Consider the following 26,283-nt stretch of genomic DNA (forward strand, 5'->3'; position numbering starts at 1 on the left):
CGTCCGACCGGACACCCTTCCTACAGAACTTATCCACTCGTCCTACAGACCAAAGTTAACAGGCCTTATTGCGCTGACTGAAGCTGAACGCAACCTGTCAGGCAAAAGCCCGAAACACTCTGCCGCTAGCCAGTAACACTTCAGCTGTGCAACATGGCGCGCGTGCCTTCCACAAATGGGAATTCCCTTTATGAAACGTTTTCTTAGCATCGCCATGGCGTTGTGCATTGGCCTGACGATGAGCCTCGACGCCAATGCCGCCAAGCGATTTGGTGGCGGCAAGAGCTCCGGCGCTGCGCCGACTCATCAGACCAGCCAAATGGCTCCTTCTTCTGCCGCTGGTGGCGCTGCTGCCACTGCGGGTGCGGCCGGTGCCGCTGGCGCTGCCGCCAAGGCCGGTGGTGCTTCGCGCTGGCTCGGCCCTCTGGCCGGTATCGCTGCCGGCGGCCTGCTGGCTTCCATGTTCATGGGCGACGGCTTCCAGGGCATGCAGATCTTCGACATTCTGATCATGGCGGTCATTGCCTTCCTGGTCTTCCGCTTCATCGCCGCTCGTCGTCGCAAGCAGCAGGAGCATATGGCTCCAGCCGGCGCGCCGATGCAGCGTGAAGTGTTCGAGCAGAAGCCAACAGCCATGGGTTCGATCTTCGGTGGCTCGGCAGCACCTGCTGCCGCTCGTCCGGTGATCAACGCTCCGGCCTGGTTCAATGAACAGAACTTCGTTGAAGCGGCCCGCAACCACTTCCAGTCCCTGCAGCAACACTGGGACGCCAACGAAATGGACAAGATCGCCGAGTTCGTGACCCCGCAACTGCTGGAGTTCCTCAAACGCGAACGTGCCGACCTGGGCGAGGCTTTCCAGTCCACCTACATTGATAACCTCAATGTACAACTGGACGGCGTGGATGATCGTGCCGACAAGACCATCGCCACCCTGACCTTCAGCGGCGTGTCGAAGACTTCGCGTTTCGACCAGGGCGAAGTGTTCAGCGAAAGCTGGAACATGGAACGTCCGCAGGGCGAAAACCAGCCTTGGCTGGTGGCCGGTATACGCCAGAACGGCTGATCCCCTCTGCGTTACGCATGCTGTAATGAAAACCCCGGCCTGGCCGGGGTTTTTCTATTTCGCAGTTGCATCTATAGCGAGCTACTGTATAAACCGCCCCAACTAAACCGCGCCATCAAGCAAGAGGATCCCGGACGTGGAAGAAATCATCGAACAACTGCGTGAAGCCAACGAACCGGTACCGGTCCCCTTGGAGTTGCCTGACGAAGACCAGATCGTGGAAATCGAGGAACAACTGTTCATCGACATTCCCTTCGTCTTCAGAGAGTTTTTGCTGACCGTCAGTGACGTCGTCTACGGCAGCCTGGAGCCGGTGACCGTCACCGACCCGCAATCTCACACCTACCTGCCGGACGTTGCTGCCAACGCCTGGGACGCTGGCGTCGACCGCAGCATGATCCCGATCTGCCAGGACGGTGACGATTACTACCTCGTCGAAGAAGATGGCACCGTGGTGCTATGGCAGGCCGAAGAAGAACTGATTGCCGAAGAAACCTGGGAATCGGTGTGGCATTGGGCGCGGGACGTCTGGCTGGAAAGCTGAGCCGTCTGACGCGCCGCGTGGTCAATGCCCGGACGTTTCTTTGTGGTTGTCCAGGGTTTCGAGCAAGGCCACCTGCATCCGCGTGTGCACGCGGATGAACCAGCGCCAGAGCAGTGCCGCCACCGTGGCGGCGACCACGGCGATCAGTACCAGCAACTTGTTGGTCGGCAAGATACTGGCCGACAAGGCTGCCAGCAGCAGGAAGATCACCAGCAGCGAGAGGATCGGGATCACTTCGGCGATCACCCGGCGTACTCGCTGCGTGTGGCGCCCCGCCATCTCGGGCTTCACGCCCATCTCCGCCAACAGCATCGACAGCGCCTTGAGCTTGCGATAGGCGGCGATCAGGAACGGCAGCGACAACAGCAACGCCCCACCCCAGATCAGTGCTTTCTGCCAGCTCGGATCGCTGATCCAGTCTTCCAGGTAAACGGACATTCGTTTGGCGAAGTAGGCGCCGGAAAAGAAGATCGCAATCACCAACGCCAGATTGACCCCGACCTGCAACAGAATCTTCCGGATCATCGACGCCAGCAATGCGCCCTCGCCCTGAGGCTGGATGCTGCGCAGCCACTCGCCGTACATCCCCAACACTCGAGCCAGCCGCTGCGGCATCACTGCGGCAAGCTTGATCGACAGCGGATCAGCCGCGCGGATCAGATACGGCGTCAGCAACGTGGTAATCACCGAGACTGCCACGGCGACCGGGTAAAGGAAGTTGCTGGTGACCTGCAGCGTCATGCCCAGCGCAGCGATGATGAAGGAGAATTCGCCAATCTGCGAAAGCCCCATCCCCACGCGCAGTGAGGTGCGTCCGTCATTGCCGGCGATAAAGGCCCCGAGACCGCAGGAAAACATTTTGCCGAGCACAACAGCCACGCTGATTACCGCGATCGGCCACGCGTACTGCAGCAGGATCATTGGATCGAGCATCAAGCCGATGGCCACAAAGAAGATTGCACTGAACAGGTCGCGAACCGGCTCGATCAGGCGCTCGATCTTCAGTAATTGCCGCGACTCGGCCATGATCGCTCCAATCAGGAACGCACCCAGGACCATGCTGTATTCGAGCTTGACCACCAGCAGACAGAAGCCGAAACACAGGCCCAGCACGGTGATCAGCAGCATCTCGTTGCTCTCGAACTTCGCCACGTAAGCCAGTAAACGCGGCACCAGCAAGATGCCAATGACCAGCGCAACGACCATGAACAGCGAAAGCTTGCCCACCGTGGAAAAAACTTCGCCGGAACTGACGGTGCCGCTCACCGCGATGCTCGACAGCAAGGCAATGATGCCGATACCCAGGATGTCCTCGACGATCAGCACACCGAAGATCAGCTGGGCAAAGCGCTCATTCTTCATCTTCAGGTCGTTGAGCGCCTTGACGATGATGGTGGTCGAGGAAATCGCCAGGATCGCGCCGAGGAACAATGAATCCATGGTGTTCCAGTCGAACCATTGGCCGATTTCGTAGCCGATCCAGATCATCAGCACGATTTCCAGGAACGCCGCGATAAATGCTGTTGCTCCGACCTTGAACAGCTTGCGAAGGCTGAACTCGAGGCCCAGGCAGAACATCAGGAAAATCACCCCCAGTTCTGCGAGCGTCTTGATGGTTTCTTCGTCGTGGATCAGGCTGAACGGCGGCGTGTGCGGGCCGATGATGAACCCGGCGACGATATAACCCAGCACCACCGGCTGCTTGAAGCGGTGGAAGAGCACGGTCACCACACCTGCGACCAGCATGATCACTGCCAGGTCCTGAATAAAACTGATGGCATGCATGGTGTGGGGCTCCTTAAGGTGGACTTTCGGAGGTTAACACCGCGACTTCCGCCAGAAAGACGGTGCAATATATGGAAACAGATCGATCCGGCGTGACGGCGACCATCCGCCCGGCGTCCCGATAACTGTGGTTTGAAAAATACCGACCAGGCACCCGCAGAGGTGCCGCCCTTCCGACATTCTGCCTTGACCCGTGAGAACGCTATGGAACCCGGAAACGCCCAGCTGTCGATGACGGTATTGATGACCCCCGACATGGCCAACTTCTCTGGCAATGTTCACGGCGGTACCCTGCTCAAATACCTCGACGAAGTGGCCTACGCCTGCGCCAGCCGTTACGCCGGCCGCTACGTGGTGACCCTGTCGGTGGACCAGGTGATTTTCCGCGAGCCGATTCATGTCGGCGAGCTGGTGACCTTCCTGGCCTCGGTCAACTACACCGGCAACACTTCCATGGAGGTGGGCATCAAGGTGGTGACCGAGAACATCCGTGAGCGCTCGGTGCGCCACACCAACAGCTGCTTCTTCACCATGGTGGCGGTGGACGACGCCCGTAAGCCGGCTGTCGTACCGCCGTTGCAACCGCAGAACAGCGAAGACAAGCGCCGCTTCATCCAGGCCCAGCAGCGTCGGCAGATTCGTCAGGAGCTGGAGAAGCGGTATCAGGAAATCAAGGGTGATGCCTGAGCAGCACAGTCTGTTTGATGGTGTGCTTTAGATAGCCATCGCGAGCAGGCTCGCTCCCACATTGGAACGTATTTCAATTGTGGGAGCGAGCCTGCTCGCGATTGGGCTCACCGTAGATTCAGAGGCTGATCGCAGTCGCTTCGAACTTCACCCGCGGATGCGCAATCCGGTCCTGAGCCCGCACCAGTTCCAGCTCATAGCTGGCACACGCCTGGGTTTCCAGCAGCACTTCATGCACCGCCGCCGCCGTGAACTCGAAGGCCGCCAGCAGGCTGTCGCCCAACAGCACACGCGCCAGAAACAGCCCCGACGTCAGGTCGCCAACGCCCACCGGCTGACGCGGAAACGCCAGCAGCGGCCGACGCAGGTGCCAGCTACCTTCAGCCGTCACCAGCAACATCTCGAAGCCATCCGCCGGTTTACCGGGATAAGCCAGATGTTTGACCAGCACCGCCTTCGGCCCGCGAGCCAGCAACGCTCGGGCCATCGCCAGGCAATCGAACAGTGACTGCGGCTTGCGCCCCGAGAAGCTGTCCAGCTCCAGTTGGTTCGGGCACATGAAGTCCGCCACCGAGGCCGCCTCTTCCAGCAGGAAATCGCTGACTTCGGCGGGTACGCTGCAACCCTTCTCCGGATGGCCCATCACCGGGTCGCACAAGTACAGCGCCTTGGGGTTCATCGACTTGATCCGCGCCACGCCGGTCAGGATCGCCCGGCCCTGCGCCGCACTGCCGAGGTAACCGGACAGCACCGCATCGCAGTTGCCCAACTCGCCTATCGCCGCGATCCCTTCGACCAACTCGGGAATCTGGTGCGGAGCCAACACTTCGCCGGTCCACTGGCCGTACTGCGTGTGATTGGAGAACTGCACGGTGTTGAGCGGCCAGACATTCACCCCGACCCGCTGCATCGGGAAAACCGCGGCGCTGTTGCCAGCGTGGCCGAACACCACGTGGGACTGAATGGCGAGCAGATGGGGCGTACGTTTCATGCGGTGTGTTTTCCGTCAAACGATTGAAATTCGAGCCGCGCAGTATGCGACTAAACACGGCCTGTACGACAGACCGGCGACACAGTTAAGCTGGCACTATCTTGTTGGAGCAACCTGTTGATGCTGACCCTCGGAAATATCTTCGTGCTGATGCTGCTCGCCACGGGCGGCGCGTGGCTGTGGCACAACCACGGCTTGCGCGAGCGCGCACTGGAGCGGGTCAAGCTGCATTGCACCAAGCTCGGGATCGAGCTGCTGGACGGCAACGTGGCGTTGAAAAAGATCGCGTTCATCAAAGACGCCAACGACCGGCGGCGCCTGGCGCGCGTGTATAACTTCGAGTTCACCGTGACCGGCGAAACTCGGCACAACGGCACCATCACTCAGTTCGGCGCCCACAGTGCGCAGATCGAGCTGGCACCCTACCCGATGCCGTTTGACGACACGCCTGCAGTGGGCGACGTGGTCAAGCCTCGCGCAGAAGTGATCGAACTGAGTCAGTGGCGGCAAGAACACACAAAGTGGCGTCCTTAACCCGACCGGCAGTCGTCCAACGCTCCTTGCAGTAATTCAACATCCTGCGCCTCACTGAATATCAACTCGATCCGCGAATCCTGGCACCATTCGCTGGGCTGCCATTCCAGTTTCGAGTTATCCAGCGCATTCGCCGACACCCAACCGTCGACGCTGTGGATAACCAGCTTCGCCCGCCGCCAGGCAATGCTTTCAAGCCACTGGCCAACGCGTGCCACATCGAAGGTCTGAGTCGGATGCCAACGCCAGCCGATGCTCCAGCCACCCTCCTGTGCCTGACTCAAACAAATCGGCAACGCAGGATCGGTCCAGATGGCCGGCATCTGCGCCAATCCCTTGGGCACGATGAAGTTATCCACACCCGCCGCAGCCCGAGCGCCAAGCCCCGGTAATTTGTTCAACGGCAAGAGCGCTTGCTGCGTCCAGTACAAGGGACGAGATGGCAACTGCGCAGCGATTCGCTGGCGTTCATTGACGTCGAGACCTTCCGCCTTGTTCAGCACCAACAAACCAGCACTGCTCAACGCCTCCTGTTGCGCCTCCGGCAGTGGCTTTCCAGCGACGAGTGCCTGGGCATCCAAAACCAGCACACAAGGCTGTACCGCCAGTACACCTTGCCACGGTGCCTCACTCAATTGCCTGAGCAACTGCGCCGGGTGGCCCAATCCGGAAGGTTCGATGAACAGCCGATCCGGCCGCGCCTTGCGCAGCAACCGCCCGAGGCCGATCTGAAACGGCGCACCATTCACGCAACACAAACAGCCCCCGGCCACTTCCCCCAGTGCGATACCATCGGCGTCCTGGGTCAGCAGCGCTGCATCGAGGCCGATCTGGCCGAACTCGTTGATCAGCACGGCCCAGCGTTCGTTCGCGGGCCGTTGCGCCAGCAGGTGCTTGATCAAACTGGTCTTGCCCGCGCCCAATGGGCCGGCAATGACGTGAGTGGGAATGTTCTGCAACATGGTCGATGTTTTCTGAGGAGGTAATGGATGCGGTTGATGGGATTGTCATTGCTCTTGGCGCTGTGTTCCGGCGAGGCTCTGGCTCAGGCTTGCGTGGTACATAGCACGGCCGAGCGACTCGACGTGAAAGTCTGCCAGCAGAACCGCAACATCCCGGAAAAGCTCTTCGCCGACGGCTTCTGCCAACCGAACCTACCCGGGCAGAACGTCGAGGTGCAATACGTCGACCAATGTCCCACCGGCGCGTTCGGTGTGTGCAGCAACGCCCAAGTCGCCAATATGCCTTACCGGCAGGATATTCACTATTACGGCGTGGCGACCGATGCAGCGTATCTGAAGCCGTTTTGCGAAGGCCAGAGTCAGGGCAACTGGCTCAAGCCTTAACCCAGCCAATCCAGGGTCAGAATCAAACGGCGCTCGCCCGGCGCGGGTTGCGGCGAACGGTGGATCAGGCCGAAACCTTCGTTGCCGTGCCATTTCTCGCCTTTGAGCAGCGCCACTTCGCCGCTGGTGACTTGCCCGATCAGCGAATTTTCTGTGGGTTCGGCCGCAGGACTGCCCAGTTGCAGGCGATCCATCATCCCTTCTTTCAACCACTGACTGCCGATGCCGGAATACGTAGTGATCAACCGCACCGGCACATGATCGACATGAAAGCGTGGGCACATGGCCTTGTCCAGAACCCGCACACGCAGGCCGATGCGCTTGGCGCCCAACAGACAGGCGAAGGCGCTGACCAGCCAGGACACATCGGCAATAAAACCGGCATACCCTTCGAGATCGCTGAATCCTGGGGCCAATCCATGCAGATTGGGTTCGGCGTCATCGCTGGGCAACTCCAGGACCAGCGACTCGGCCAGCGGTTCGTTCAGGGACAGCAGCAAGCGCCCGAAATCATCAATGTGCGCCGGGAGCTGGCGCTGCCAGACGGCGAGGTTTACCCCGTCATCGAGAATTCGAGTCAGGGTTTGCGGCGTTTCACCTAGAACCTGATGAACGATCGGCTGGCGCTTCAGACGGGGCGCCAACATCAGGCGGCGACCTCTTCGTGCCAAGGGCCGAACGGATCTGTCAGCAAGCGCCAGCCCTCGGCACCCAAGGCCATTTCATCATCGGTCAGCAGGCAATTGTCGAGTTCGGCGGTGAGTTGCGCAAAGTCGATGTTCTGCCCGATGAACACCAGTTCCTGACGGCAATCGCCGGTGGCAGCAGTCCAGTTTTCCATGATTCCGGCCGTGCTTTCTTCGTCCTGTGGCCACTGGGTTTTCGGCACGAAGCGCCACCAGCGCCCGGCGAAACCGTGGCGCATCAAGCCGCCGGCCTGGGACCAGCTACCAGCGTCCATGTGCTTGCTGGCCAGCCAGAAAAAACCTTTGGAGCGCAGCAGTTTGCCGTTCACCCATGGCCGATCGATGAAGCTGAAAAAACGCTGCGGGTGAAACGGTCGGCGGGCTCGGTAGGCCGTCGAGGCGATGCCGTATTCCTCGGTTTCCGGCACGTGTTCACCACGTAACTCCTGCAACCAGCCCGGCGCCTGAGCAGCCTTTTCAAAGTCGAAACGACCGGTGTTGAGGATTTTCTGCAAGGGGACTTCGCCCATGACCATCGGAATGATTTCCGCCTGTGCGTTGAGGCGCTCAAGGATCGCGATCAGCTCCTGACGCTCACGGCTGCTGATCAAATCAATCTTGCTGATAAGGATCACGTCGGCAAATTCGATCTGCTCGATCAACAGGTCGGTGATCGAGCGTTCGTCCTCCTCACCCAGTGTTTCACCACGGGAAGCGAGGCTTTCAGCGGCCTGATAATCGAGCAGGAAGTTCATGCCATCGACCACCGTGACCATGGTGTCGAGCCGCGCGATGTCGGCCAGGCTCTGCCCTTCTTCATCACGGAAGGTGAAGGTTTCCGCCACGGGTAATGGCTCGGAAATGCCGGTGGATTCGATCAACAGGTAATCGAAACGCCCATCTCTGGCGAGTTTGCTGACTTCTTCGAGCAGGTCTTCGCGCAAGGTGCAGCAAATGCAGCCATTGCTCATCTCCACGAGTTTTTCCTCGGCGCGGTTCAGGCTGACATCGCGCTGGACTTCGCTGCCATCAATGTTGATCTCGCTCATATCGTTGACGATTACCGCGACACGGAGATTCTCGCGGTTACGCAACACGTAGTTGAGCAGCGTGCTTTTACCGGCACCGAGAAAGCCCGACAGGACGGTCACGGGGAGACGATTGGGCATCAGGAATTCCTCACAGAGATGCCCGATCGCAGTGCCGGGCTGATTTCAATGTTATAGTATAACGATGCAATCAAGCCAGCCCGCTCTTGTCCACGGCAGCAAAGGGCTAGATGCTGAAACCCCTCCGGTCCGTGAGAAATCGCATGCGTATTGCCCTGAAATCAGCGCTGATGAGCTTTTCGCTGTTAATCGCCGTAGACGCCTGGGCGCAAATCCCGACCTTGGCCAAATGCACCCGAAGCGCCAATCTGCTCGCCTGCGCGGATGCCGACGGCAATGCCTATAGCGTCAACACCGTCGGCAGTACAATTTATTTGCGCGGTTTCGAAATGGCGGGCAAGCGCTATTGGGCGCAGACCAACAGCCGCTACGGACAACTCACCTTCTTCACTGGAATCGCCTCTGACGGCGAGGCTTGGGTTGGTTACAACCGTCGGGTTGGCTGGACCACGATCAACCGATTCTCCAGTTCCGGCGGCAGCAGCGCCAAATTCACCTGCAGCCGGATTGCCGGCTGCTAGGCCTGCGCTTTTTTCTGCTGCTGTTGCCAGGCGATGTAACTGTTGAGCGGCGGATTCTTCTGAAAATAGCGCTGCAATCCGTCGAACAATCCGTCAGCCACAGCCTGCTGATGGCGTGCGGTCACCAGCCGCTGGCTGTCGCGGACGTTGGACATGAAGCCGGTTTCCACCAGGATCGACGGTACGTCCGGCGACTTCAGCACCGCAAATGCCGCTTGTTCCACGCGTTTCTGATGCAGCGTGGTGATATCCGCCAAACTGCCGAGGACGGTGCTGCCCAACTGCAAGCTCGCGGCGATGGTGGCGTTCATCGACATGTCGAGAATCACCCCGGCGAGCATCGGGTCCTTGTCCTTGAGGTTGAGCAAACTGGTGGCGCCTAGCAGGTCCGCACCGTTCTCACGTTGCGCCATGAAACGCGCCGTGGCGGAGGTGGCGCCTCCCTCAGACAAGCAATACACCGACGCGCCTGAAGCGGTGAGACGCGGCGCCGCGTCTGCATGCACTGAGATAAACATATCGGCGTTGTGCTTGCGGGCAATCTCGACACGTTTGCGTAGCGGAACGAAGAAGTCGTCGTTGCGCACCAGTTTCACGTCGAAGCCCTTCTCACGTTTCAGTCGCCTGGCCAAAAGCTGAGCGATCGACAGAACGACGTCTTTCTCTCGCGCCCCTTTGGCGCCCACCGCGCCGGGGTCTTTGCCGCCATGCCCCGGGTCGACCACCACGATGATATCGCGCTTGGGGTGAGCCTTGTGGACGCTCGCCTCGGGCGCCACTGCGATGTGCAAAGGCGCTGCCGACTTCAGATCGAGCACCAGCCGATCGCCTTGGCCATCCTGCGGCGGCAAGAGAAAGCTGTTGAGCTGCACCGGCGCGCTGAGGTCGAGGACGATTCGCGTATCGCCCTGGCCAAAATGCCCGGAGCGGATCGAACGGATGACCGTATTGCCGAGCGCCAGCTGACTGAAGTCGCCGCTGAGGCTGGCACCACTCAGATCGATGATCAGCCGCTCGGGAGTGCTCAGTGAAAAGGTCTTGTACTGCACCGGCCCGCTCAAATCGAACACCAGACGTAGCTTGTCATCCGAACGCCAGAGCCGCGCGTTGCGAATCTGCGTAGCCGAAACACCAAAGGGTAACGCGAAGGCCGCGCTGGCCAGCAACCAGTTGAGCAAGTGACGTCTGTGCATTTTGAAAGCCGCTCGTGAAAAAGGCGTAGTCGATTTTAATGTAATAACATAACATGCGATATCAACTCCCACGATGGACCTGCTCATGAATGCGCTGACTCTGCCGGATATCGCCGCGCAGGCTTCACGCCAAGCCCTGCCACTCGAATGGGTGGGCATGTGCGGCATTGCTCTTCCTGTTTTATTCGATGGTCAAAGGCTGAGCGCAAAAGCTGACGCAGGAGTGAGCCTCGATGATGGAGAAGCACGCGGCATTCACATGTCCCGGCTGTATTTGGCGCTGGAAATGCTGGAGCGAGAAAACCTGACACCCGCTCTGTTGCGGCGAGTTTTGCAAAGTTTTCTCGACAGTCATGAAGGACTGTCCCACAACGCCTACTTAAAAATTAGTGCAGATTTACTGCTCAAAAGGCCGGCGCTGATCAGCCCATTGGCGGGCTGGAAAACCTATCCAGTGAGCATCGAAGCGCGTTTGAAAAACGCGATGTTCCACGTGGAACTAAAAATCAACGTTCCTTATTCCTCAACTTGCCCATGTTCAGCAGCACTTTCCCGGCAGTTGATTCAGCAACAATTCATCGACGACTTCGCCAACAAGTCCCTGCAACACGCCGATGTATTGGCGTGGCTTGGCTCTACAAAAGGCATCGTTGCGACACCTCACAGCCAACGCAGCAACGCGCTTTTAAAGTTAAGGCTGGACGATTATCTGGACGACCTGCCGCTGATTGCGTTCATCAATGACGCCGAAGCGGCACTGGGGACCGCCGTGCAAACCGCTGTAAAGCGCGCCGATGAACAAGCCTTCGCCCTGGCCAATGGTCAAAATTTGATGTTCTGCGAGGACGCCGCCCGCCGCTTGAATCTGGCCCTCAAACGCTCGCCCGGTATCAACGCCTTCCACATACGCGTCGTCCACGCCGAAAGCCTCCATGCCCACGATGCCGTCGCCGAGAGCCGATGGAACTGGGTGGATGCATGATCCGATGCCACGCTTTGCGCTGGGGCGCACCCGGGCAACCGCTCACGCCGCCCGTGGATTTCGAATTAGCCAAAGGCAGTCTGACTGCCGTGATCGGGGCCAATGGCTCGGGCAAAAGCAGTCTGCTGAAAGTCATCGCAGGGCTGCAAAAGCCACTGACCGGAAAAGTCATCCTCGATGTTCCACGCAAGGGCTCGCTTTCCTTTCTTCCCCAGCAGCAACATCTGGACCGGCAATTCCCCATCAGCCTCCAGGATTTAGTGGCTGCCGGTTTCTGGGGCAGCAAACAATCACCAGAGCTACGCAGCCAACGCCTCAAAGCCGTGCTGGAAAACTGGTGCCTCACGGGTTTGGAACAGCGCCCGTTGATGGCCCTCTCCGGCGGCGAATTGCAGCGCGCCCTGCTCGCCCGCCTGAGTCTCGCCGAAGCGCCGTTGCTGTTGCTCGACGAACCCCACGCCGCGCTCGATGAACTCGGTCAGGCTCTGCTCTGGAAACACCTCCACGCCTGGCACGCTGAAGGTCGAACTCTGGTGGTCGTGTGTCATGACCTGGCCGCTGTTCGCCAACACATTCCTCAAAGCTTGCTGATCAAAAGCAGCGGATGCGTCCTCGGACCCAGTACCGAACTGATCCACCAACAACCGCAAACGCAGGTGGCTTGATGCTCGCAGCCGCTCATCTTTGGCAACCCTTCCACGAGTTCGTGTTCATGCGCCGGGCACTCCTTGGCGGATTGGTCCTGGCGTGCAGCACGGCTCCGCTGGGCGTGTTTCTGATCCTTCGGCGCATGAGCCTGATCGGCGATGCGGTGGCTCACGGCATCCTGCCTGGCGCAGCGCTCGGGTTCTGGTTCGCTGGTTTGAGTCTGCCGGCACTGACGGTCGGCGGACTCGGCGCAGGTCTGAGCATGGCCGGACTCGCGGCGTGGATCACCCGTCGGACGGGGTTGCGCGAAGACGCAAGCCTCGCCGCGATCTACCCGATTTCCCTCGCCAGCGGCGTGCTGATTCTCGGCATCGCCGGCAAACGTCTGGACCTGCTTCATCTGTTGTTCGGCTCGGCACTGGCAGTCGATGGGCCGACGCTGACAGGCATGCTGTGGGTCTCCGGGTTCAGCCTGATCGCCATGGCGCTCATCTACAAACCGTTGTTGCTGGACACCCTCGACCCGCTTTTTCTACAAACCGTCAGCCGCCTCGGTCCGTTGGCACACGGCGTCTTTCTGACCCTGGTGGTACTAAACCTGGTGATCGGCTTCCAGGCCATCGGTGCATTGATGGTGGTCGGTTTGATGATGTTGCCCGCTGCCGCGTCGCGCTTCTGGAGTCGCCGCTTGCCCATGTTGATTTCGATCGCCGCCCTGCTCGGCTGCCTATCGGTGTGGCTCGGTTTGTTGCTGTCGTTCTACTACTCGCTGCCAAGCGGGCCGGCGATCGTGCTGGTGGCGGGCGGATTCTATTTGCTGTCAGTGGTGTTCGGTCCGGTGCACGGCTTGCTGCGCCGCCCGCCTTTGCTCACATCCCAATGAGGTGTTTTTCGATGCGCGCTTTACTCGTGCTGTTCAGTTTGATGCTGTCGATGTCGCTGTCCGCTGCGGAAAAACTTCAGGTGGTCACCAGTTTCAGCATCCTCGCCGACATGACCCATCAGGTTGGCGGCGAGCATATCCAGATCACCAACATGGTCGGTCCCGACGCCGATGCCCACACGTACGAGCCAACCCCGGACGATGCCAAAGCCTTACTCAAGGCCAGACTCATCATCAAAAACGGTTTGGGTTTCGAACCCTGGCTGGACCGCCTGGTGACCAGCACCGAGACCAAAGCCCCGGTCATCAGCGCGAGTCGCGGCGTCATTCCGCGCTCCCTGGATGAACACGGCGAGACCGTGCCCGACCCTCACGCCTGGCACAACCTGGCCAACACCGAGCTGTATATCAGCAACATCACCAAGGCGCTGATCGCCGCCGACCCGGCGAATAAAGCCGACTACGAACGCAACAGTCAGGCCTACCTGAAACAGATCTACGCACTGCTTGCCGAAGCAAAGGCCAAGCTCGGTTCGCTGCCGCCGGGCAACCGCAAGATCGTCACCTCCCATGATGCGTTCGGTTATCTGGGCCAGGCCTACGGCATCGACTTCATGGCGCCGCAAGGCCTGTCCACTGAACGCGAACCTTCAGCCGCCGAAGTCGCCGCGCTGATTACCCAGATTCGCCAGGCCAAGGTCAAAGCGGTGTTCATGGAAAACATCAAGGATGCCCGTTTGCTCAAGCAGATTGCCGACGAAAGCGGCGCTCACATCGGCGGCACGCTGTACTCCGATGCACTGGCCGCACGCGGTCCGGCGAGCACCTTTGCCGGTTTGTTTGAATACAACCTCAACACCCTCTACGACGCGTTGAGCAAGCCATGATCCGCAAAAATCCATCAGGTGATTTGCCACTGATTGCGGAGTCCGCGTACGTGGATAAAACCGCAATTATCTGCGGCAAAGTGGTGATTGGCGAAAACGTATTCGTCGGTCCCTACGCAGTCATTCGGGCTGACGAAGTGGATGCGTCCGGCGAGATGGAGCCGATCACCATCGGCGCCAATTCGAACATTCAGGATGGCGTGGTGATCCACTCCAAGTCCGGCGCGGCGGTGACCATCGGCGAGTTCAGTTCGATCGCTCACCGCTCCATCGTTCATGGCCCGTGCACGGTTGGCGACCGGGTGTTCATCGGTTTCAACAGCGTGTTGTTCAACTGCGCGGTCGGCGATGGCTGTGTGGTGCGGCACAACTCGGTGGTCGACGGTCGCGACTTGCCCGAAGATTTTTACGTGCCCTCCACCACCCGCATCGGCCCCAACACCGACCTCTCGCAGTTCCCACCGGTTAGCGTCAGTGCCTCGGAATTTTCCGAGGACGTGGCGCGTACCAACGTCGATCTGGTGCGCGGCTACAAAGCCCTGCAGAACGAGTTTTGACCATGAACAGCGTGCTGATTCGCAATGCCAGATTGGTGAATGAAGGTCGGGAATTCGAGGGCGATCTGCTGGTGAGCAACGGCAGGATCGTGAAGATAGCCAGCAGCATCGACGGGGAAAATGCCGACGTCGAAATCGACGCACAAGGGCAGTGGCTACTGCCCGGCATGATCGACGACCAAGTGCATTTCCGAGATCCCGGAGCGCCGGAAAAAGGCAGCTTCTATACCGAGTCGCGGGCCGCCGTCGCCGGCGGCATCACCAGTTTCATGGACATGCCCAACACAAACCCGGCAACCCTGACCCTCGCGGCACTCGCTGATAAAAAGCATCGGGCGGCGATCAACTCCGTCGCCAATTACGGTTTTCACTTCGGCGTGAGCAACGACAACCTCGACACCGTCGCGGCGCTCAATCCCTGCGAAGTGGCCGGCGTGAAAGTATTCATGGGCGCCTCGACCGGCAACATGCTGGTGGACGATCCGCAGACACTTGAACGATTGTTCGCCGAGGTGCCGACCATTCTGCTGGCCCATTGCGAACACACGCCGAGCATCGAAGCCAATGCCGCGAAGGTGCTTGAGCGTTTTGGGGAACACATTCCCGCCGCCGTGCACCCGCAGATTCGCGACGCTGAAGCGTGCTTTCGCTCCTCCTCAATGGCCGTGGACCTGGCCAAGCGGCACGGCACCCGACTGCATGTTTTGCATTTGACCACCGCGCGGGAACTGGCGCTGTTCGAAGACAAACCGCTGGCCCAGAAACGCATTAGCGCTGAAGTCTGCCTGCATCATTTGCTGTTCGATGATCGCGACTATCCGAGCCTCGGGAACCTGATCAAGTGCAATCCGGCGATCAAGAGCCAGGCTGATCGTGATGCCTTGCGTCATGCGTTGCTGAGTAATCGACTGGACGTTATCGGCAGCGATCACGCGCCGCACACCTGGGCGGAAAAACAACGGCCCTACCACCAGGCCCCTTCCGGTTTGCCATTGGTGCAACACGCCCTACCCGCGCTGCTGGAACTCGTGCTTGATGAAGTGCTGCCGATAACTACCCTCGTGGCCAAGACCAGTCACCGCGTGGCTGATCTGTTCGCTATTCCCGACCGCGGTTATCTGCGCGAAGGCTACTGGGCCGATCTCGTTCTGATCAAACCCGAACCGGATGGCGTTGCCGTTTCCAGGGAGCCGGTCTTGTCGCAATGCGGCTGGACGCCCTTTGCCCGACAGCGTTTTCGCCACAGCGTCAGCACCACGATCGTATCGGGGCAAATTGCCTGGCACGACAAACGTCTTAATGACAACTGCCAAGGTTTACCCCTACGGTTTATGCGCTAACGCGCGTTTATAAGCACTCGAGAGCACCGACATGATTCACATCACCCTGAGCGATGGTTCATTGCGTGAATACGACCAACCGTTGTCGGTGTTTGAGTTCGCCGCGAGCATCGGCGCCGGGCTGGCCAAAGCAGCCGTGGCCGGCCGGGTGGACGGAATCCTGGTGGACTGTGAGTTCATGATCGAGGCCGACGCCCGCGTCAACATCGTTACGCCTCAAGAGCCCGATGGGCTGGAGATCTTGCGACGCTCCTGCGCATTGATGCTGGCGGTGGCCCTTAAACAACTCTATCCAAAAGCGCAATTGCAGACCGGATCGGCGCTGGGTGATGGCTTCTTTTATGAGTTTGCGTTTGAGCGTCTTTTAAACCTGGTCGACCTTGCTGCCATCGAAGCGCGCATGAAGACCCTGGCGGCGACCAATCATTCGATTCGGCGCCGCAAACCGTTATCCGCATCGACGCCCGGGGAGAAGTTATTGCCCTACCTTATGGGTGACTTCGAGTGTGTGTCAGCGGGCCCGCATGTTCCCGCTACCCGAGTGTTGCAGGCGTTCGCGCTCGATCACATCAGCGGCACCGCGCCACAGCGGATCTATGGCACGTGCTGGTCCTGCCAACAGGAATTGGAAGACTGGCGGGCACCGCCGCACGTGATCATCGTCAGCATGGACGATCGTCAGGCGGATTACGCACAATCGGTGACCGAAGCGTTGCGCCGAAGTGGCGTGCGCGCACGCGCGGATCTGCGCAACGAGAAAGTCCGACACAAGATCCGCGAGCACAGTCAGCAAGTGCCGTATCTGGTGGTGATCGGTGAGAAAGAAAAAGCGGGTGGGTTTGTCAGTGTGCGGAGCCGCACCGGGGAGGACTTCGGCAGGATGGACGTTGATGCGGTGTGTGCCTGGTTAAGGTCGATAGGTGTTGCGGGTGTTTGACGACGCCTTCGCGAGCAAGCCTCGCTCCTACAGGGCGGCGTAAACCCTGTAGGAGCGAGGCTCCGCGAAGCTCTTAGGCTCTTGGTTTAACGGTCCCGCAATCCTGCCCCAACCAAACGGCGCGGGTATCGAGGCTACCCTTCTGCTGAATGCCGGTCGCGTTGAACGTGCCGTTGACCTTGGTGGTGAACTCACGATCACTGAGGAAGGTGGCGACACCCGCACCCTGCGCTTTCGGACAGCTGAAACGGAATTTCCACTGATTACCGCTACGGTCAGTGATTTCCTGTTTGCAGCCCGATTGCGGATCCGTCAGCGGAATATTGTCTGACTTCACTTGTTCCGGAGTCAGGCACGCCCGAATCCCCTTTCCGCCCATGGTGATGCCCTGCTTCTCCAGCTGTGCACGCTGTTGCGGGGTCATCTGGCCCTGTAACTGGCCAAGGATCAACTGCAAGTCCGGCAGGTTCTGGTCATCGACCTTCATGTTGCTGGTGGTCAATTCCCACAAACCCGGCTGCAGCATCTGTGCCTGAGCGGCCACAGGAAGTGCTAAACCAAAAGCCACGGCCAAACCCAGCAGACGAACGTTCATCGAGTAACTCCTGATCAGTAGTGGCCGTTAGACGTCAGCCATTGGCTTCAGTTCATGGGCCAATTAAATAGCGACATTCTGCACGGAACATGGTCTGTTAAGCATTGAATCTTCAGGAGCAAGGCTGCCCCATGGATTACTTTGGACCGCACATTTTCGGCTACACCATCGCACTGCTTCATACGCTGGGCCTGATCGCTGCCATCCACGCCGTGCTCACCGTCCGCACCGCCCAGGGATCCATCGCCTGGGCCCTCTCGTTGATTTTCATGCCTTACCTCACGCTTATTCCCTACCTGGTCTTCGGCCGCAGCACTTTCGATGGTTACATCAACGCGCGGCGCCAGGCCAACGAAGAGATGCGCAAGGCAATCTCCGAGCTTAACTGGCGCCCTTGGGTAGAAGAGGCACTAACCGCACGCGCCTCCAACGCTTACGCGTCCCTGAGGGCGATGCCGAAACTGGGGCGCATGCCGTGCCTGGCAAACAATGAAGTGAGCTTGCTGATCAACGGCCAAGCCACCTTCGATGCGATTTTCGAAGCCATTGCCAGCGCGAAGGAAGCGGTGCTGATTCAATTTTTCATCATCCACGACGACCGTCTCGGCCAACGCCTGCAAAGCCTGCTGCTGAAAAAAGCCGCCGAAGGCGTGGCGATCCACTTGCTGTACGACCGCATCGGCAGCCATTCCCTGCCCCACAGTTACGTGCAACCGTTGCGTGATGCCGGCGTCGAGGTCAAAGCCTTCGCCACCCGCAGCGGCTGGCTCAACCGCTTCCAGGTCAACTTCCGCAATCACCGCAAGATCGTCGTGGTCGACGGTATTCTGGGCTTCGTCGGCGGGCATAACGTCGGCGACGAATACATGGGCGAGAAACCACCGTTGGCGCCCTGGCGCGACACCCACGTCTGTGTGCGCGGGCCGGTGGTTGCCTGCATGCAGGAATCGTTTGCCGAAGACTGGTTCTGGGCAGCGCGATCATTGCCACCGCTGATCCTGCCGGACGTGTATCCGGACGACGGTGTGCTCTGCCAATTACTCGCCAGCGGCCCGGCCGATTCCTACGAAACCTGTTCATTGTTCTTCGTTGAAGCCATCCATGCGGCGATAGAGCGGGTTTGGATCACCAGCCCCTACTTCATCCCCGACGAAGCAGTGTTTGCGGCGTTGAGACTGGCGGTGCTGCGCGGCGTTGATGTGCGGCTGCTGCTGCCCTCACGACCGGACCACCGAATCGTCTACGCCGCCTCGAGCCTCTATGCCTTCGAAGCCGTACGCGCAGGCGTGCGAGTGTTTCGGTACCAGCCGGGGTTCCTGCATCAGAAAGTGGTGTTGGTGGACAGCGAAATCAGCGCCATCGGCAGCGCCAATATGGATAACCGTTCGTTCCGGCTCAATTTCGAAGTGATGTTGCTGACCGTCGACAGCACGTTTGCCGCCGAGGTGGAACAAATGCTCAACGATGACTTCGCCCAGGCCCACGAGATCGCCAAAGAAGAAAGCCGGGAGACCCGCCGCCTGCAACAGGTCGGCATGCGGATCGCCCGGCTTATCTCACCGATTCTCTAAAGGTAGATGTCGTCTCGGGTCCATGGCAGTTCATGGCTGCCATCGGCGTGGGCTTTCACCGCCAGGATCTGGTGCAGATTGATCCAGCCTCTGGCGAACGCATAAGCGCATCCTGCCAGGTACAACCGCCAGATCCGCAGCGCCTGTTCCGGAACCAGTCTGGAAGCCGCTTCCAGATTGTCCTCCAGGCGTTCGCTCCAATGATCCAGGGTACGTGCGTAGTGCAGGCGCAGACTCTCGACGTCGACGATCTCCAGCCCGGCTTCGCTGATCTCGGCGGAGATCATCGACAGGTGCGGCAACTCGCCGTTGGGGAACACATACTTCTCGATGAAATCACCGACACCGCGTCCCACTGGACGGCCATCAGTGTGTTTGGCGGTAATGCCGTGGTTCATCACCAGGCCGCCCTCTTTCACCGCGCCGAACAACGTTTTGCAGTACTCGGCCAGGTTGGCGTGGCCAACGTGTTCGAACATGCCGACGCTGACCACTTTGTCGAAGCGCCCGTCCTGAGGCAGATCGCGGTAGTCGAGCAGTTGCAGTTCGACCAAGTCGTCCAGGCCTTCGGCGCTGACCCTTTCACGGGCCAAATCCAGTTGCGCTTTACTCAGGGTAATTCCGAATACTTTCGCGCCGAACTCACGCGCCGCAAACCGGGCCAGCCCACCCCAACCGCAACCAACATCGAGCAGGTATTCACCCGGTTGCAGCCGCAGTTTGCGACACAGGTGGCGGAATTTGGCTTGTTGGGCTTGCTCCAGCGTTTCGCTGCCGGTCTCGAAATAGGCGCAAGAGTACGCCATGTCACTGTCGAGCCACAGCTGGTAAAACGCATTGGAAAGGTCGTAGTGGTAGGAAATCGCCTTCGCGTCGGTTTCCTTGTCATGGGCGGTGCGCACTGGCTGACTGTCTTGGTCACCGAGCAATTTCTGGCTCCACTCATCACAGATACGTATCACGTCGCTGATGGAACCTTCGAGCTCAAGTTTACCTTCGACGAACGCCGCTCCAAGCGCGTCCAGGCTTGGATGGGTGAACTGGGAAACCATTTGTGGGTCCTTGACCACAATAGTGACGCTGGGCGTCGGCCCCAGATTGAATTCATGGCCGTCCCAGAGTCGCAGGCGTAACGGTAACTGCAGATTCTGTAAGGCCGGTGGAAGTTGCGCGAGCATAGAGAATCACCCCTTGTTTCAGACGTCTGATTTGAGGGTAGACCATCCTTGAAAAATAGCTGGCTATCGATTTAATAGCGTTTTTGTATAACTCGCGGCGCCGTAACCAGCCGTCGGGGGCGATGGTCCTTACCCTAGATGACTACGAACTTGAAGTGCAGTTCTAAAAAGTTAGTGTTGCCTTCATCTCCTTGGTTTAGAGCCTTTCAAGCCTCGTCTTTGATTTTCAATAATGGCTCCTGAAAACGCAGCAGACGCCCCGCGTTTCCGAGCACCAGCAACGTACTGAGGTTATGCAGCAACGCCGCAATCATCGCCCCCGCAGCGCCGAGCCAGCCGAATGCGGCGAAGGCAACAATCGCGAGGGTCCAGCCCAGGCCGATGATCACGTTGACCTGCAAGGTCTGCCGGCATTGGCGACTCAACCGTACACAGGTTCCAAGACGACGCAGGTCGCTGCCAATCAGCACAATGTCCGCCGACGCCAATGCGATGTCCGCACCTCCCGCGCCCATGGCCACACCCACCACGCCGGCCTTGAGTGCCAGCGAATCGTTGATGCCATCCCCCACCACCATCGGCCGGAACCCGTTGCCGATTTCCGCCAGTACGCGATTGAGTTTGTCCTCAGGCAAGGCCTGCGCCTCAACATCACTGATACCGACATCGCGCGCCAGCGTGTGCGCCACGCTTTGCCGATCTCCAGTGAGCAGCAACTGGCGACCCAAACCCAGCTCACGTAATTCGCTCAAGGCAAAACGCGCCTCAGGTTTGACGCTGTCGGCCAGCAAGAGCCAGGCAAGGAATTCACCGTTGAGTGCAAGCCCGGCAATCGGGCCATCGTGTTCGGGAACGGCCGAAGTGGCGATGCCCAGTTGCGCGAACAATTCCGGACGACCGAGCGCTGCCTCGCCCTGCTCCGTCATCGCCACCACGCCCAGACCCTGGCGTTCACGGATGTCCGAGAGCAGCAGAAAATGTTCCTGCGGGACCAACCCGGCGAGCGCACGGCTGACCGGATGACTGCTGGCCGAGCCGAGGCTGGCGGCGAGTTTGAGTACGTGGCTGCGGTCCTCCAGCGGGCTGTCGATGGACTGCAACCGCAAGGTGCCAAACGTCAGGGTTCCGGTCTTGTCGACCACCAGCGAAGTCAGGTCCGCCAGCTCTTCAAGAAACGCCGAACTGCGGATCAGAATCCCGTGCCGCGCCGCCACCGCCACGCCGGCAATCGCCGTGGCCGGAGCCGATAACACCAACGCGCAAGGACACGCCGCCACCAACACCGCGAGCATTGCCTGAGCATCGTTGGTGACGAACCAGGTCACCGCGGCCAACAGCAACACCAGCACCATGTAGCTGCCGGCGTAGCGTTCGAGCAAACGCGTAATCGGCGGCTTGGAGCGCTCGGCGCTTTGCATCAGGGCAATGACTTTACCGAGGGTCGATTCGTTGCCGGTGCGCGTCACTTCGATGCGCAGCAGACCGTCGAGGTTGATTGCCCCGCCAAACACCTGCATGCCGACGCCGGCCTCGATCGGCACCGACTCGCCGGTAATCGACGCCGTGTCGAGGCTCGCCTGACCGGACAACACCCGACCATCGGCCGGCACCCGATCACCCGCACGCACTTCCACAATGTCGCCGGGCTTGAGTGTGCCGTTGTCGACTTCGACGATGGCTCCGTCAGCCTCAACCTTGCGCGCGTGACTGCGTGTCAGTTTGCCGAGGGCACGAATCGCTTCCTGGGAACCGATCACACTGCGCTCTTCCAATACGTGGCCGAAGATCATGATGATCGGCAGCAGCGCGGCGGTCAGCAGATCGCCCGTGGCCCAGGCGCCGAGCATGGCGAGGGCGATCAGCTGATCGGTGATCCCGTGCAGGCTCGGATAACGCAGGCTGTACCACGCCGAACGCATCACCGGCACGGCCACCAGTAACGAAGCAAAACCCAACAGCAATTGACTGACGCCGGTCTGCTCCGGCGACAGCCAGCGCCAGACCAAACCGAGGCTGAGCAAGCCCAGTGCGAGCATGGCCAGGGTCAATTGGCGTGCAGCGCTGCGTTGTTCAGCCGAGGACAACAGGCTCGGTGCGGCGGCGGTGTGGGCGGTCATTGTGCTGCTCCCTGAATGATCAGGCGGGAATCGTCTTTCGGGTTGACCGTCGTCACCGAGCCGGCCTGGCCGAGAATCTTCGGCATCCGTTCGCGGTAAATGCGCAGCAACATTTGCGGGTCGGTGCCCTGTTGTTGCGCCTTGGCCAAGCTCAACACTGTGGCGGTATCGGCCGAGGCTTTGGCCAGCCGTTCGCTCGCCTGGGCATGGGCGACTTGCAGCGTTCGGTCACCTTTTTCATTGGCCGCCTGGGTCAGTTTCTCGGCCTCGGTGCGCGCATTGGCGACGGCTTTATCGGCTTGTTGGCTGGCGGTTAATACCGCATTGAACGCATTCACCGCTGGGCCGGGCAGGCTCGATTGCACGTCGACTCGCGACACTTCGATACCCAGTCCCTGCCCCGTCGCGGTCAGCTCTGCCAGACGCTGATTGATGCCTTGCACCAAATCACCCCGCAGGCGTTCGCGGCGTTCGGCCGCCTGATTGTCGGTGCCGATCAGCTCGGGTCGCGCCACCAGAATGGTGTCCAGGTCTCGCGCAGCAGTCAGGGCAACAGCGCTGCGAGTGACCAACCGATCGAGTGCCGGCAGCACATGTTCACCTTGGAGCACGAACGCGTAGGGCTCGGTGACCTTGTAGAAAACCCGCACATCCAGCTGCACCACACCTGCATCACCGGTCAGCAAATAACCCGACCCCGCAAGCGCATCGCTCAGCGGTGTAGCGAAAGAGGCCAACCGATCAGCCTGCGATGCGGCGTCGCTGCGAAGCAGGTTTTCGACCCGACGCTCGATCACCCGGTCGGCTGCGGGCAACAAAATCACCTGTTCAAAAGGACGCGGCCAAGCCAGCAGCAACCCGGCATTCTGGATGCGATCCAAAGCGCCAAAATGCAAAACCACCGCACGATTCTGTGGATCAATCTGCCGCACATTGGAGAATGCCCAGGCCAACGCGGCGAGAACTGTCACCGCATACAGCGCCAGAAACGCCAATCGCCCGGCCTGAATCCAAGGGCTACTTAACTCATGTGTTCCACGTGGAACTAAATTCATGGCTGCGACCCGGACTTGTTATCGAGGGTCGGCGGACCATCCACCAACACCCGGAAAGGCGCGGCATCGGTGCGCAATATCAGTTTGGTGCCCGGGGTGACGATCGTGCCCAAGGTATCGAGGGAGCGCAGCAAGTTGTAGAGCTGCGGTGAACCGGCGTAGGCACGGCCATAAATCTGCGCAGCTTCGACCCGTGATTGGGCTTCGATGTCAGCGGCTTTCACCGTCGCATCGGCTTGCACGATGCGCGCATCACGTTCGGCAGCCGAGCGGATTTGCGCAGCTTCTCGCTTGCCGATGGCGGTGCGTTCCGTGGCAATTGTTTCACGCTCGGCGCGCATGCGGTCGACGGTGGCGGTGAGCGTCACCGACGGCAGGGTCAAACGCTCGATACCCACTTGCAGCACTCGAACGCCATACGTGGTCAGCAACTGCTGATCGATCTGCTTACGCAGCTGCGCTTCGAAGTCGGCAATGTGGACCTGACTGGCGTCGGTGTTCACCAGGTTTGCCAGATCGAAACTGCTCGCCGTGGTTTCCAGTGCAGAGCCCACAAACGTACGAATCTGCCGCGCCGCTTCGTCCGGCTGATTCTGCACGGCTCGCATAAAGCGCTGCACGTTGTCCGGATCGCCCTGCACCTGCCACGCCACATACGCCTGAACAATGATGCGCAAACCGTCGCGCGTCCCCACATCCTGCAAACCGCTGGAGGTGGTGCGCAGCCGCAAATCGACAGGAATGGCCGCCTCAAACGGTGCCGGCCAACGCCAGCCAAGGCCCGGCTCCAGCAACACCCGCGACGGATTGCCGAAGCGAGTGATCACCGTGGCCTCCCCCGAGCGCACTTGAACCAGACTCGCTGCCGCGATGGCGAATGCCACGAGCAACGCCGCCCAGCCCATGCGCCGCCACGGGAACGGGCCGGCTTCTTGGGGATCACCGTGATGATGGTGGTGACCGTGGTGATGTCCGCCATGGCCGTGATCGTGGCCGGCGTGGTCATCGTGATCGTGAGTGTGCGACTGGCTCAATTGGCAGCTCCTGGCTGAGCGCTATTGCGCGGCGACGCAGGATCGGCCGGCAGCGTGAAAGTACGTAGGTCGATGGTCGGTGCATTGTTGCTGCCACCCAGTCGATGATCGAGGACCAGCAGTTTGGCGTTGGCCAGGCCTTGGGTCAGTTGGCTGAAATACTGTTCCAGCACGAACGCCTGGCCGGCACTGGCATACGCTTTTTGTTCGGCTGTGAATTTCAGATCCGCCGCTTGGGCGGTGGAGTTGATTTCATGCGCACTGGCTGTCGCTTGATCGCGAGCGATGCTGGCCTGCAACTGCGCCTGATTGGTCGCCTCCGCTGCCGCACCGCGCTCGCGTGAGATCAATGCCTGGGCACCAATCTGCGCCGCCTGAACACCGTGATAAGCATTGGCCGCACCGGCCGGCGGGTGAATCGCCTCAACCACCGTGGCGAGAATCTCAACGCCGCTGTCGAGTTTCTGCAGATCAGATTGAACGGCGCGGCCGATCTCTTCGGCCAGCCCTACCCTGTCTTCGCCCAGCAAACCATCGAGGGTTCGCGAAGCAAAGTCGTGAACCAGAATCCGGCTGGCGGTGCTGCGAATCAGCGTCGGTACATCGGCGCTGTTGTACGTCGCGGCCAACGCCGCTTGATCGGTCAGGCCGATGCGATAGACAAAACGCACGTCCATGTTGACGATCTGAAAGCTCTGTTTTTCGGCACGGCTGCTGGCGATGACCTGGGATTTATCGTTCACATGGCTGGCGTCCCATAAGCGATTGGCAATTGCCGGTGCCGGGCCTTCCGCAGGCTCCAACACAACCGGCGCCGACGTTTCGCCAACGCTGGTCGCCAACTCGTGAACCACGCCGTTTTCAACGCTCAACACCCGACCCAACGGCCACGGCAAACCGGCGTGCAAACCCGGACCGAACACTTCCACCGGTTTGCCGAAACGCTCGTAGATGCCCCGCCCTTGCAGCGGTATTTCGTGAATGCCGGTGAGCGACCACCCAACAATCGCCACCACCGCCATCACCGGCAAAAATGCCCGGCGCATATAGGTGAAAGCCCAAATTTGCCGCAAGTCGATGCCGAAGCGGTTATGCAGTTCATGCTGCAATGCCAGCAACGGTTGTGGCGGCCAGCGCAGCATGTCGGCGACGAAGCTGCGTGCCAGCAACGTCGGTTCAAGTTGTTCACGGCGAGGACTGAACAGCGACAGCACGGCGCGCAACAGCAACTCGACCGCGACCAGCCCCGGTAGCAAGCCGATCAGCACTGCCAACCGCGCCGGCCAGACCGATGCTTCGCTGCTGAACAACAGACACAAAGCGCTTAACACCAGGCAAATGATCGCCACCCGGCTCAGTTGCGCCAACTGCCCCGCCTCTGGCCATTGGGCGACGTTTTCCTGGGCGAGTTGACGCTCAAGTACCAGCAAACCGAAGGCCAGCAATAACGACAACGCGGCGCCGACGCTCGCCGACAGGCCCAACGCAGCGGGCGGCAACGCGAGGTTCCAGAACTGACTGATGCTGAAGATCGTCAACAGCGCCCAACCAGCGAGCCACAAGGTCGACGTGCCGATCTGCCCGAGCATGCGCACCCAGCGCTGACTGAGTCGTTCCAGCAGGCGCTCATACCAGCCTTCAGGAGCAACGGCTTCTTCTGTTACCACCACCGGCAGCGTCGGACTCATCGCCCGTGCGCGCCACTGAGTGACCCACCACGCCGATTGCAGACCGGCAATCAGCACCAGCAAACCGGCGCTCTGACTGACCAGCAACGGAGCCCACAGCGACAGCGGTGCAAACAGCCCCACGAAAAACGCCAGCAGCAAACCGAGCGCCGCCAAGGCGCCCAGGCCGATGGCGAACTGCCGCAATCGCCGCCCTTGAAAGACCGCCTGCTGAAAGCGCGGCAGCCCTGCTACCTGTGTTTCATCGACTTCGAGATCGACTTGCATACCACCCCAGTGCTTATCATTG

At 60.0% G+C, this 26,283-nt stretch carries 26 protein-coding genes; 14 read left to right on the forward strand and 12 right to left on the reverse strand.

The genetic code is table 11. The features are described 5' to 3' along the window. Positions 1 to 190 precede the first annotated feature (190 nt). Both ACYZT6_RS26970 and ACYZT6_RS26975 read left to right on the forward strand, forming a co-directional pair. Complete coding sequence (locus ACYZT6_RS26970) at positions 191 to 1,066, forward strand: Tim44 domain-containing protein (protein WP_462029312.1); 876 nt, start codon at positions 191 to 193, stop codon at positions 1,064 to 1,066. 136 nt (positions 1,067 to 1,202) lie between these two features. After that, positions 1,203 to 1,610 carry an SMI1/KNR4 family protein gene (locus ACYZT6_RS26975; RefSeq protein WP_007943369.1) on the forward strand — a complete coding sequence of 136 codons (408 nt, stop codon included), beginning with the start codon at positions 1,203 to 1,205 and terminating at the stop codon, positions 1,608 to 1,610. 21 nt (positions 1,611 to 1,631) lie between these two features. Here ACYZT6_RS26975 and ACYZT6_RS26980 read toward each other — a convergent pair whose 3' ends face one another. Then, positions 1,632 to 3,395 carry a cation:proton antiporter gene (locus ACYZT6_RS26980; protein WP_462029313.1) on the reverse strand — a complete coding sequence of 588 codons (1,764 nt, stop codon included), beginning with the start codon at positions 3,393 to 3,395 and terminating at the stop codon, positions 1,632 to 1,634. Positions 3,396 to 3,599: 204 nt separating this feature from the next. Here ACYZT6_RS26980 and ACYZT6_RS26985 point away from each other — a divergent pair, with 204 nt between their 5' ends. Continuing rightward, on the forward strand, positions 3,600 to 4,082 hold the full coding sequence (locus ACYZT6_RS26985) for an acyl-CoA thioesterase (protein WP_438659653.1): 483 nt from the start codon (positions 3,600 to 3,602) through the stop codon (positions 4,080 to 4,082). A gap of 118 nt (positions 4,083 to 4,200) precedes the next feature. Here the strand turns inward: ACYZT6_RS26985 and pdxY are convergent, their stop codons facing one another. Further along, positions 4,201 to 5,073: a pyridoxal kinase PdxY gene (pdxY, locus tag ACYZT6_RS26990; RefSeq protein WP_461956386.1), complete on the reverse strand. Its 873-nt coding sequence runs from the start codon at positions 5,071 to 5,073 to the stop codon at positions 4,201 to 4,203. Positions 5,074 to 5,193: 120 nt separating this feature from the next. Between pdxY and ACYZT6_RS26995 the strand changes: the two genes are divergently transcribed. Next, complete coding sequence (locus ACYZT6_RS26995; protein WP_462029314.1) at positions 5,194 to 5,607, forward strand: DUF3301 domain-containing protein; 414 nt, start codon at positions 5,194 to 5,196, stop codon at positions 5,605 to 5,607. On the opposite strand, the gene ACYZT6_RS27000 is transcribed toward ACYZT6_RS26995, so the two are convergent. After that, positions 5,604 to 6,569 carry a CobW family GTP-binding protein gene (locus ACYZT6_RS27000; RefSeq protein ID WP_462029315.1) on the reverse strand — a complete coding sequence of 322 codons (966 nt, stop codon included), beginning with the start codon at positions 6,567 to 6,569 and terminating at the stop codon, positions 5,604 to 5,606. The genes ACYZT6_RS26995 and ACYZT6_RS27000 overlap by 4 nt on opposite strands. A 27-nt stretch (positions 6,570 to 6,596) precedes the next feature. Here ACYZT6_RS27000 and ACYZT6_RS27005 point away from each other — a divergent pair, with 27 nt between their 5' ends. Next, positions 6,597 to 6,953, forward strand: coding sequence for an NADH:ubiquinone oxidoreductase (locus tag ACYZT6_RS27005; RefSeq protein WP_462029316.1), 357 nt, complete (start codon positions 6,597 to 6,599; stop codon positions 6,951 to 6,953). Here ACYZT6_RS27005 and ACYZT6_RS27010 read toward each other — a convergent pair. After that, positions 6,950 to 7,600, reverse strand: coding sequence for a DUF1826 domain-containing protein (locus ACYZT6_RS27010; RefSeq protein WP_462029317.1), 651 nt, complete (start codon positions 7,598 to 7,600; stop codon positions 6,950 to 6,952). The two genes, ACYZT6_RS27005 and ACYZT6_RS27010, sit on opposite strands and share 4 nt — an antisense overlap. Further along, positions 7,600 to 8,808 carry a zinc metallochaperone GTPase ZigA gene (gene zigA / locus ACYZT6_RS27015; protein WP_462029318.1) on the reverse strand — a complete coding sequence of 403 codons (1,209 nt, stop codon included), beginning with the start codon at positions 8,806 to 8,808 and terminating at the stop codon, positions 7,600 to 7,602. The genes ACYZT6_RS27010 and zigA overlap by 1 nt, the downstream gene beginning before the upstream one ends. Before the next feature lie 143 nt (positions 8,809 to 8,951). Between zigA and ACYZT6_RS27020 the strand changes: the two genes are divergently transcribed. Further along, positions 8,952 to 9,329 carry a glutamine synthetase gene (locus ACYZT6_RS27020; RefSeq protein ID WP_462029319.1) on the forward strand — a complete coding sequence of 126 codons (378 nt, stop codon included), beginning with the start codon at positions 8,952 to 8,954 and terminating at the stop codon, positions 9,327 to 9,329. On the opposite strand, the gene ACYZT6_RS27025 is transcribed toward ACYZT6_RS27020, so the two are convergent. Further along, a complete protein-coding gene (locus ACYZT6_RS27025; protein ID WP_462029320.1) occupies positions 9,326 to 10,522 on the reverse strand; it encodes an N-acetylmuramoyl-L-alanine amidase in 1,197 nt (398 codons plus the stop codon). The two genes, ACYZT6_RS27020 and ACYZT6_RS27025, sit on opposite strands and share 4 nt — an antisense overlap. Positions 10,523 to 10,607: 85 nt before the next feature. Between ACYZT6_RS27025 and folE2 the strand changes: the two genes are divergently transcribed. From folE2 to ACYZT6_RS27060, 7 genes are read left to right on the forward strand one after another with little or no spacing between them, the layout of a single operon-like run. Next, positions 10,608 to 11,504 (forward strand): GTP cyclohydrolase FolE2, encoded by an 897-nt coding sequence (gene folE2, locus ACYZT6_RS27030; protein WP_462029321.1) that lies wholly within the window; start codon positions 10,608 to 10,610, stop codon positions 11,502 to 11,504. Continuing rightward, the gene (locus ACYZT6_RS27035; RefSeq protein ID WP_462029322.1) at positions 11,501 to 12,169 is read left to right on the forward strand and encodes a metal ABC transporter ATP-binding protein; all 669 of its coding nucleotides are present in this window, start codon (positions 11,501 to 11,503) and stop codon (positions 12,167 to 12,169) included. Before folE2 ends, ACYZT6_RS27035 begins: the two co-directional genes overlap by 4 nt. Beyond that, positions 12,169 to 13,035, forward strand: a complete 867-nt coding sequence (locus ACYZT6_RS27040; protein ID WP_462029323.1) for a metal ABC transporter permease — start codon at positions 12,169 to 12,171, stop codon at positions 13,033 to 13,035. The genes ACYZT6_RS27035 and ACYZT6_RS27040 overlap by 1 nt, the downstream gene beginning before the upstream one ends. 11 nt (positions 13,036 to 13,046) lie before the next feature. Further along, positions 13,047 to 13,922: a metal ABC transporter substrate-binding protein gene (locus ACYZT6_RS27045; protein WP_462029324.1), complete on the forward strand. Its 876-nt coding sequence runs from the start codon at positions 13,047 to 13,049 to the stop codon at positions 13,920 to 13,922. Continuing rightward, on the forward strand, positions 13,919 to 14,479 hold the full coding sequence (locus ACYZT6_RS27050) for a gamma carbonic anhydrase family protein (RefSeq protein ID WP_077748526.1): 561 nt from the start codon (positions 13,919 to 13,921) through the stop codon (positions 14,477 to 14,479). The genes ACYZT6_RS27045 and ACYZT6_RS27050 overlap by 4 nt, the downstream gene beginning before the upstream one ends. 2 nt (positions 14,480 to 14,481) lie before the next feature. Beyond that, complete coding sequence (locus ACYZT6_RS27055; protein WP_462029325.1) at positions 14,482 to 15,819, forward strand: dihydroorotase; 1,338 nt, start codon at positions 14,482 to 14,484, stop codon at positions 15,817 to 15,819. 31 nt (positions 15,820 to 15,850) lie between these two features. Further along, a complete protein-coding gene (locus tag ACYZT6_RS27060; RefSeq protein WP_462029326.1) occupies positions 15,851 to 16,756 on the forward strand; it encodes a His/Gly/Thr/Pro-type tRNA ligase C-terminal domain-containing protein in 906 nt (301 codons plus the stop codon). 73 nt (positions 16,757 to 16,829) lie between these two features. Here the strand turns inward: ACYZT6_RS27060 and ACYZT6_RS27065 are convergent, their stop codons facing one another. Continuing rightward, positions 16,830 to 17,351: a DUF3617 domain-containing protein gene (locus ACYZT6_RS27065; RefSeq protein WP_462029327.1), complete on the reverse strand. Its 522-nt coding sequence runs from the start codon at positions 17,349 to 17,351 to the stop codon at positions 16,830 to 16,832. Between the two features lie 131 nt (positions 17,352 to 17,482). Between ACYZT6_RS27065 and cls the strand changes: the two genes are divergently transcribed. After that, the gene (cls, locus tag ACYZT6_RS27070; RefSeq protein WP_462029328.1) at positions 17,483 to 18,922 is read left to right on the forward strand and encodes a cardiolipin synthase; all 1,440 of its coding nucleotides are present in this window, start codon (positions 17,483 to 17,485) and stop codon (positions 18,920 to 18,922) included. On the opposite strand, the gene cfaB is transcribed toward cls, so the two are convergent. The 5 genes from cfaB to hflK (ACYZT6_RS27095) all read right to left on the reverse strand — a co-directional run bounded on the left by cfaB (position 18,919) and on the right by hflK (ACYZT6_RS27095) (position 26,261). After that, positions 18,919 to 20,100 carry a C17 cyclopropane fatty acid synthase CfaB gene (gene cfaB / locus ACYZT6_RS27075; RefSeq protein WP_462029329.1) on the reverse strand — a complete coding sequence of 394 codons (1,182 nt, stop codon included), beginning with the start codon at positions 20,098 to 20,100 and terminating at the stop codon, positions 18,919 to 18,921. The two genes, cls and cfaB, sit on opposite strands and share 4 nt — an antisense overlap. A 206-nt stretch (positions 20,101 to 20,306) precedes the next feature. Then, complete coding sequence (locus ACYZT6_RS27080) at positions 20,307 to 22,217, reverse strand: cation-translocating P-type ATPase (protein WP_462029330.1); 1,911 nt, start codon at positions 22,215 to 22,217, stop codon at positions 20,307 to 20,309. Continuing rightward, positions 22,214 to 23,272 carry a protease modulator HflK gene (hflK, locus tag ACYZT6_RS27085; RefSeq protein WP_462029331.1) on the reverse strand — a complete coding sequence of 353 codons (1,059 nt, stop codon included), beginning with the start codon at positions 23,270 to 23,272 and terminating at the stop codon, positions 22,214 to 22,216. Before hflK (ACYZT6_RS27085) ends, ACYZT6_RS27080 begins: the two co-directional genes overlap by 4 nt. Continuing rightward, the gene (hflC, locus tag ACYZT6_RS27090) at positions 23,269 to 24,306 is read right to left on the reverse strand and encodes a protease modulator HflC (RefSeq protein ID WP_462029332.1); all 1,038 of its coding nucleotides are present in this window, start codon (positions 24,304 to 24,306) and stop codon (positions 23,269 to 23,271) included. The genes hflK (ACYZT6_RS27085) and hflC overlap by 4 nt, the downstream gene beginning before the upstream one ends. After that, the gene (gene hflK, locus ACYZT6_RS27095; protein ID WP_462030022.1) at positions 24,303 to 26,261 is read right to left on the reverse strand and encodes a protease modulator HflK; all 1,959 of its coding nucleotides are present in this window, start codon (positions 26,259 to 26,261) and stop codon (positions 24,303 to 24,305) included. The genes hflC and hflK (ACYZT6_RS27095) overlap by 4 nt, the downstream gene beginning before the upstream one ends. Positions 26,262 to 26,283 lie beyond the last annotated feature (22 nt).

The organism is Pseudomonas sp. RT6P73 (assembly GCF_054897715.1).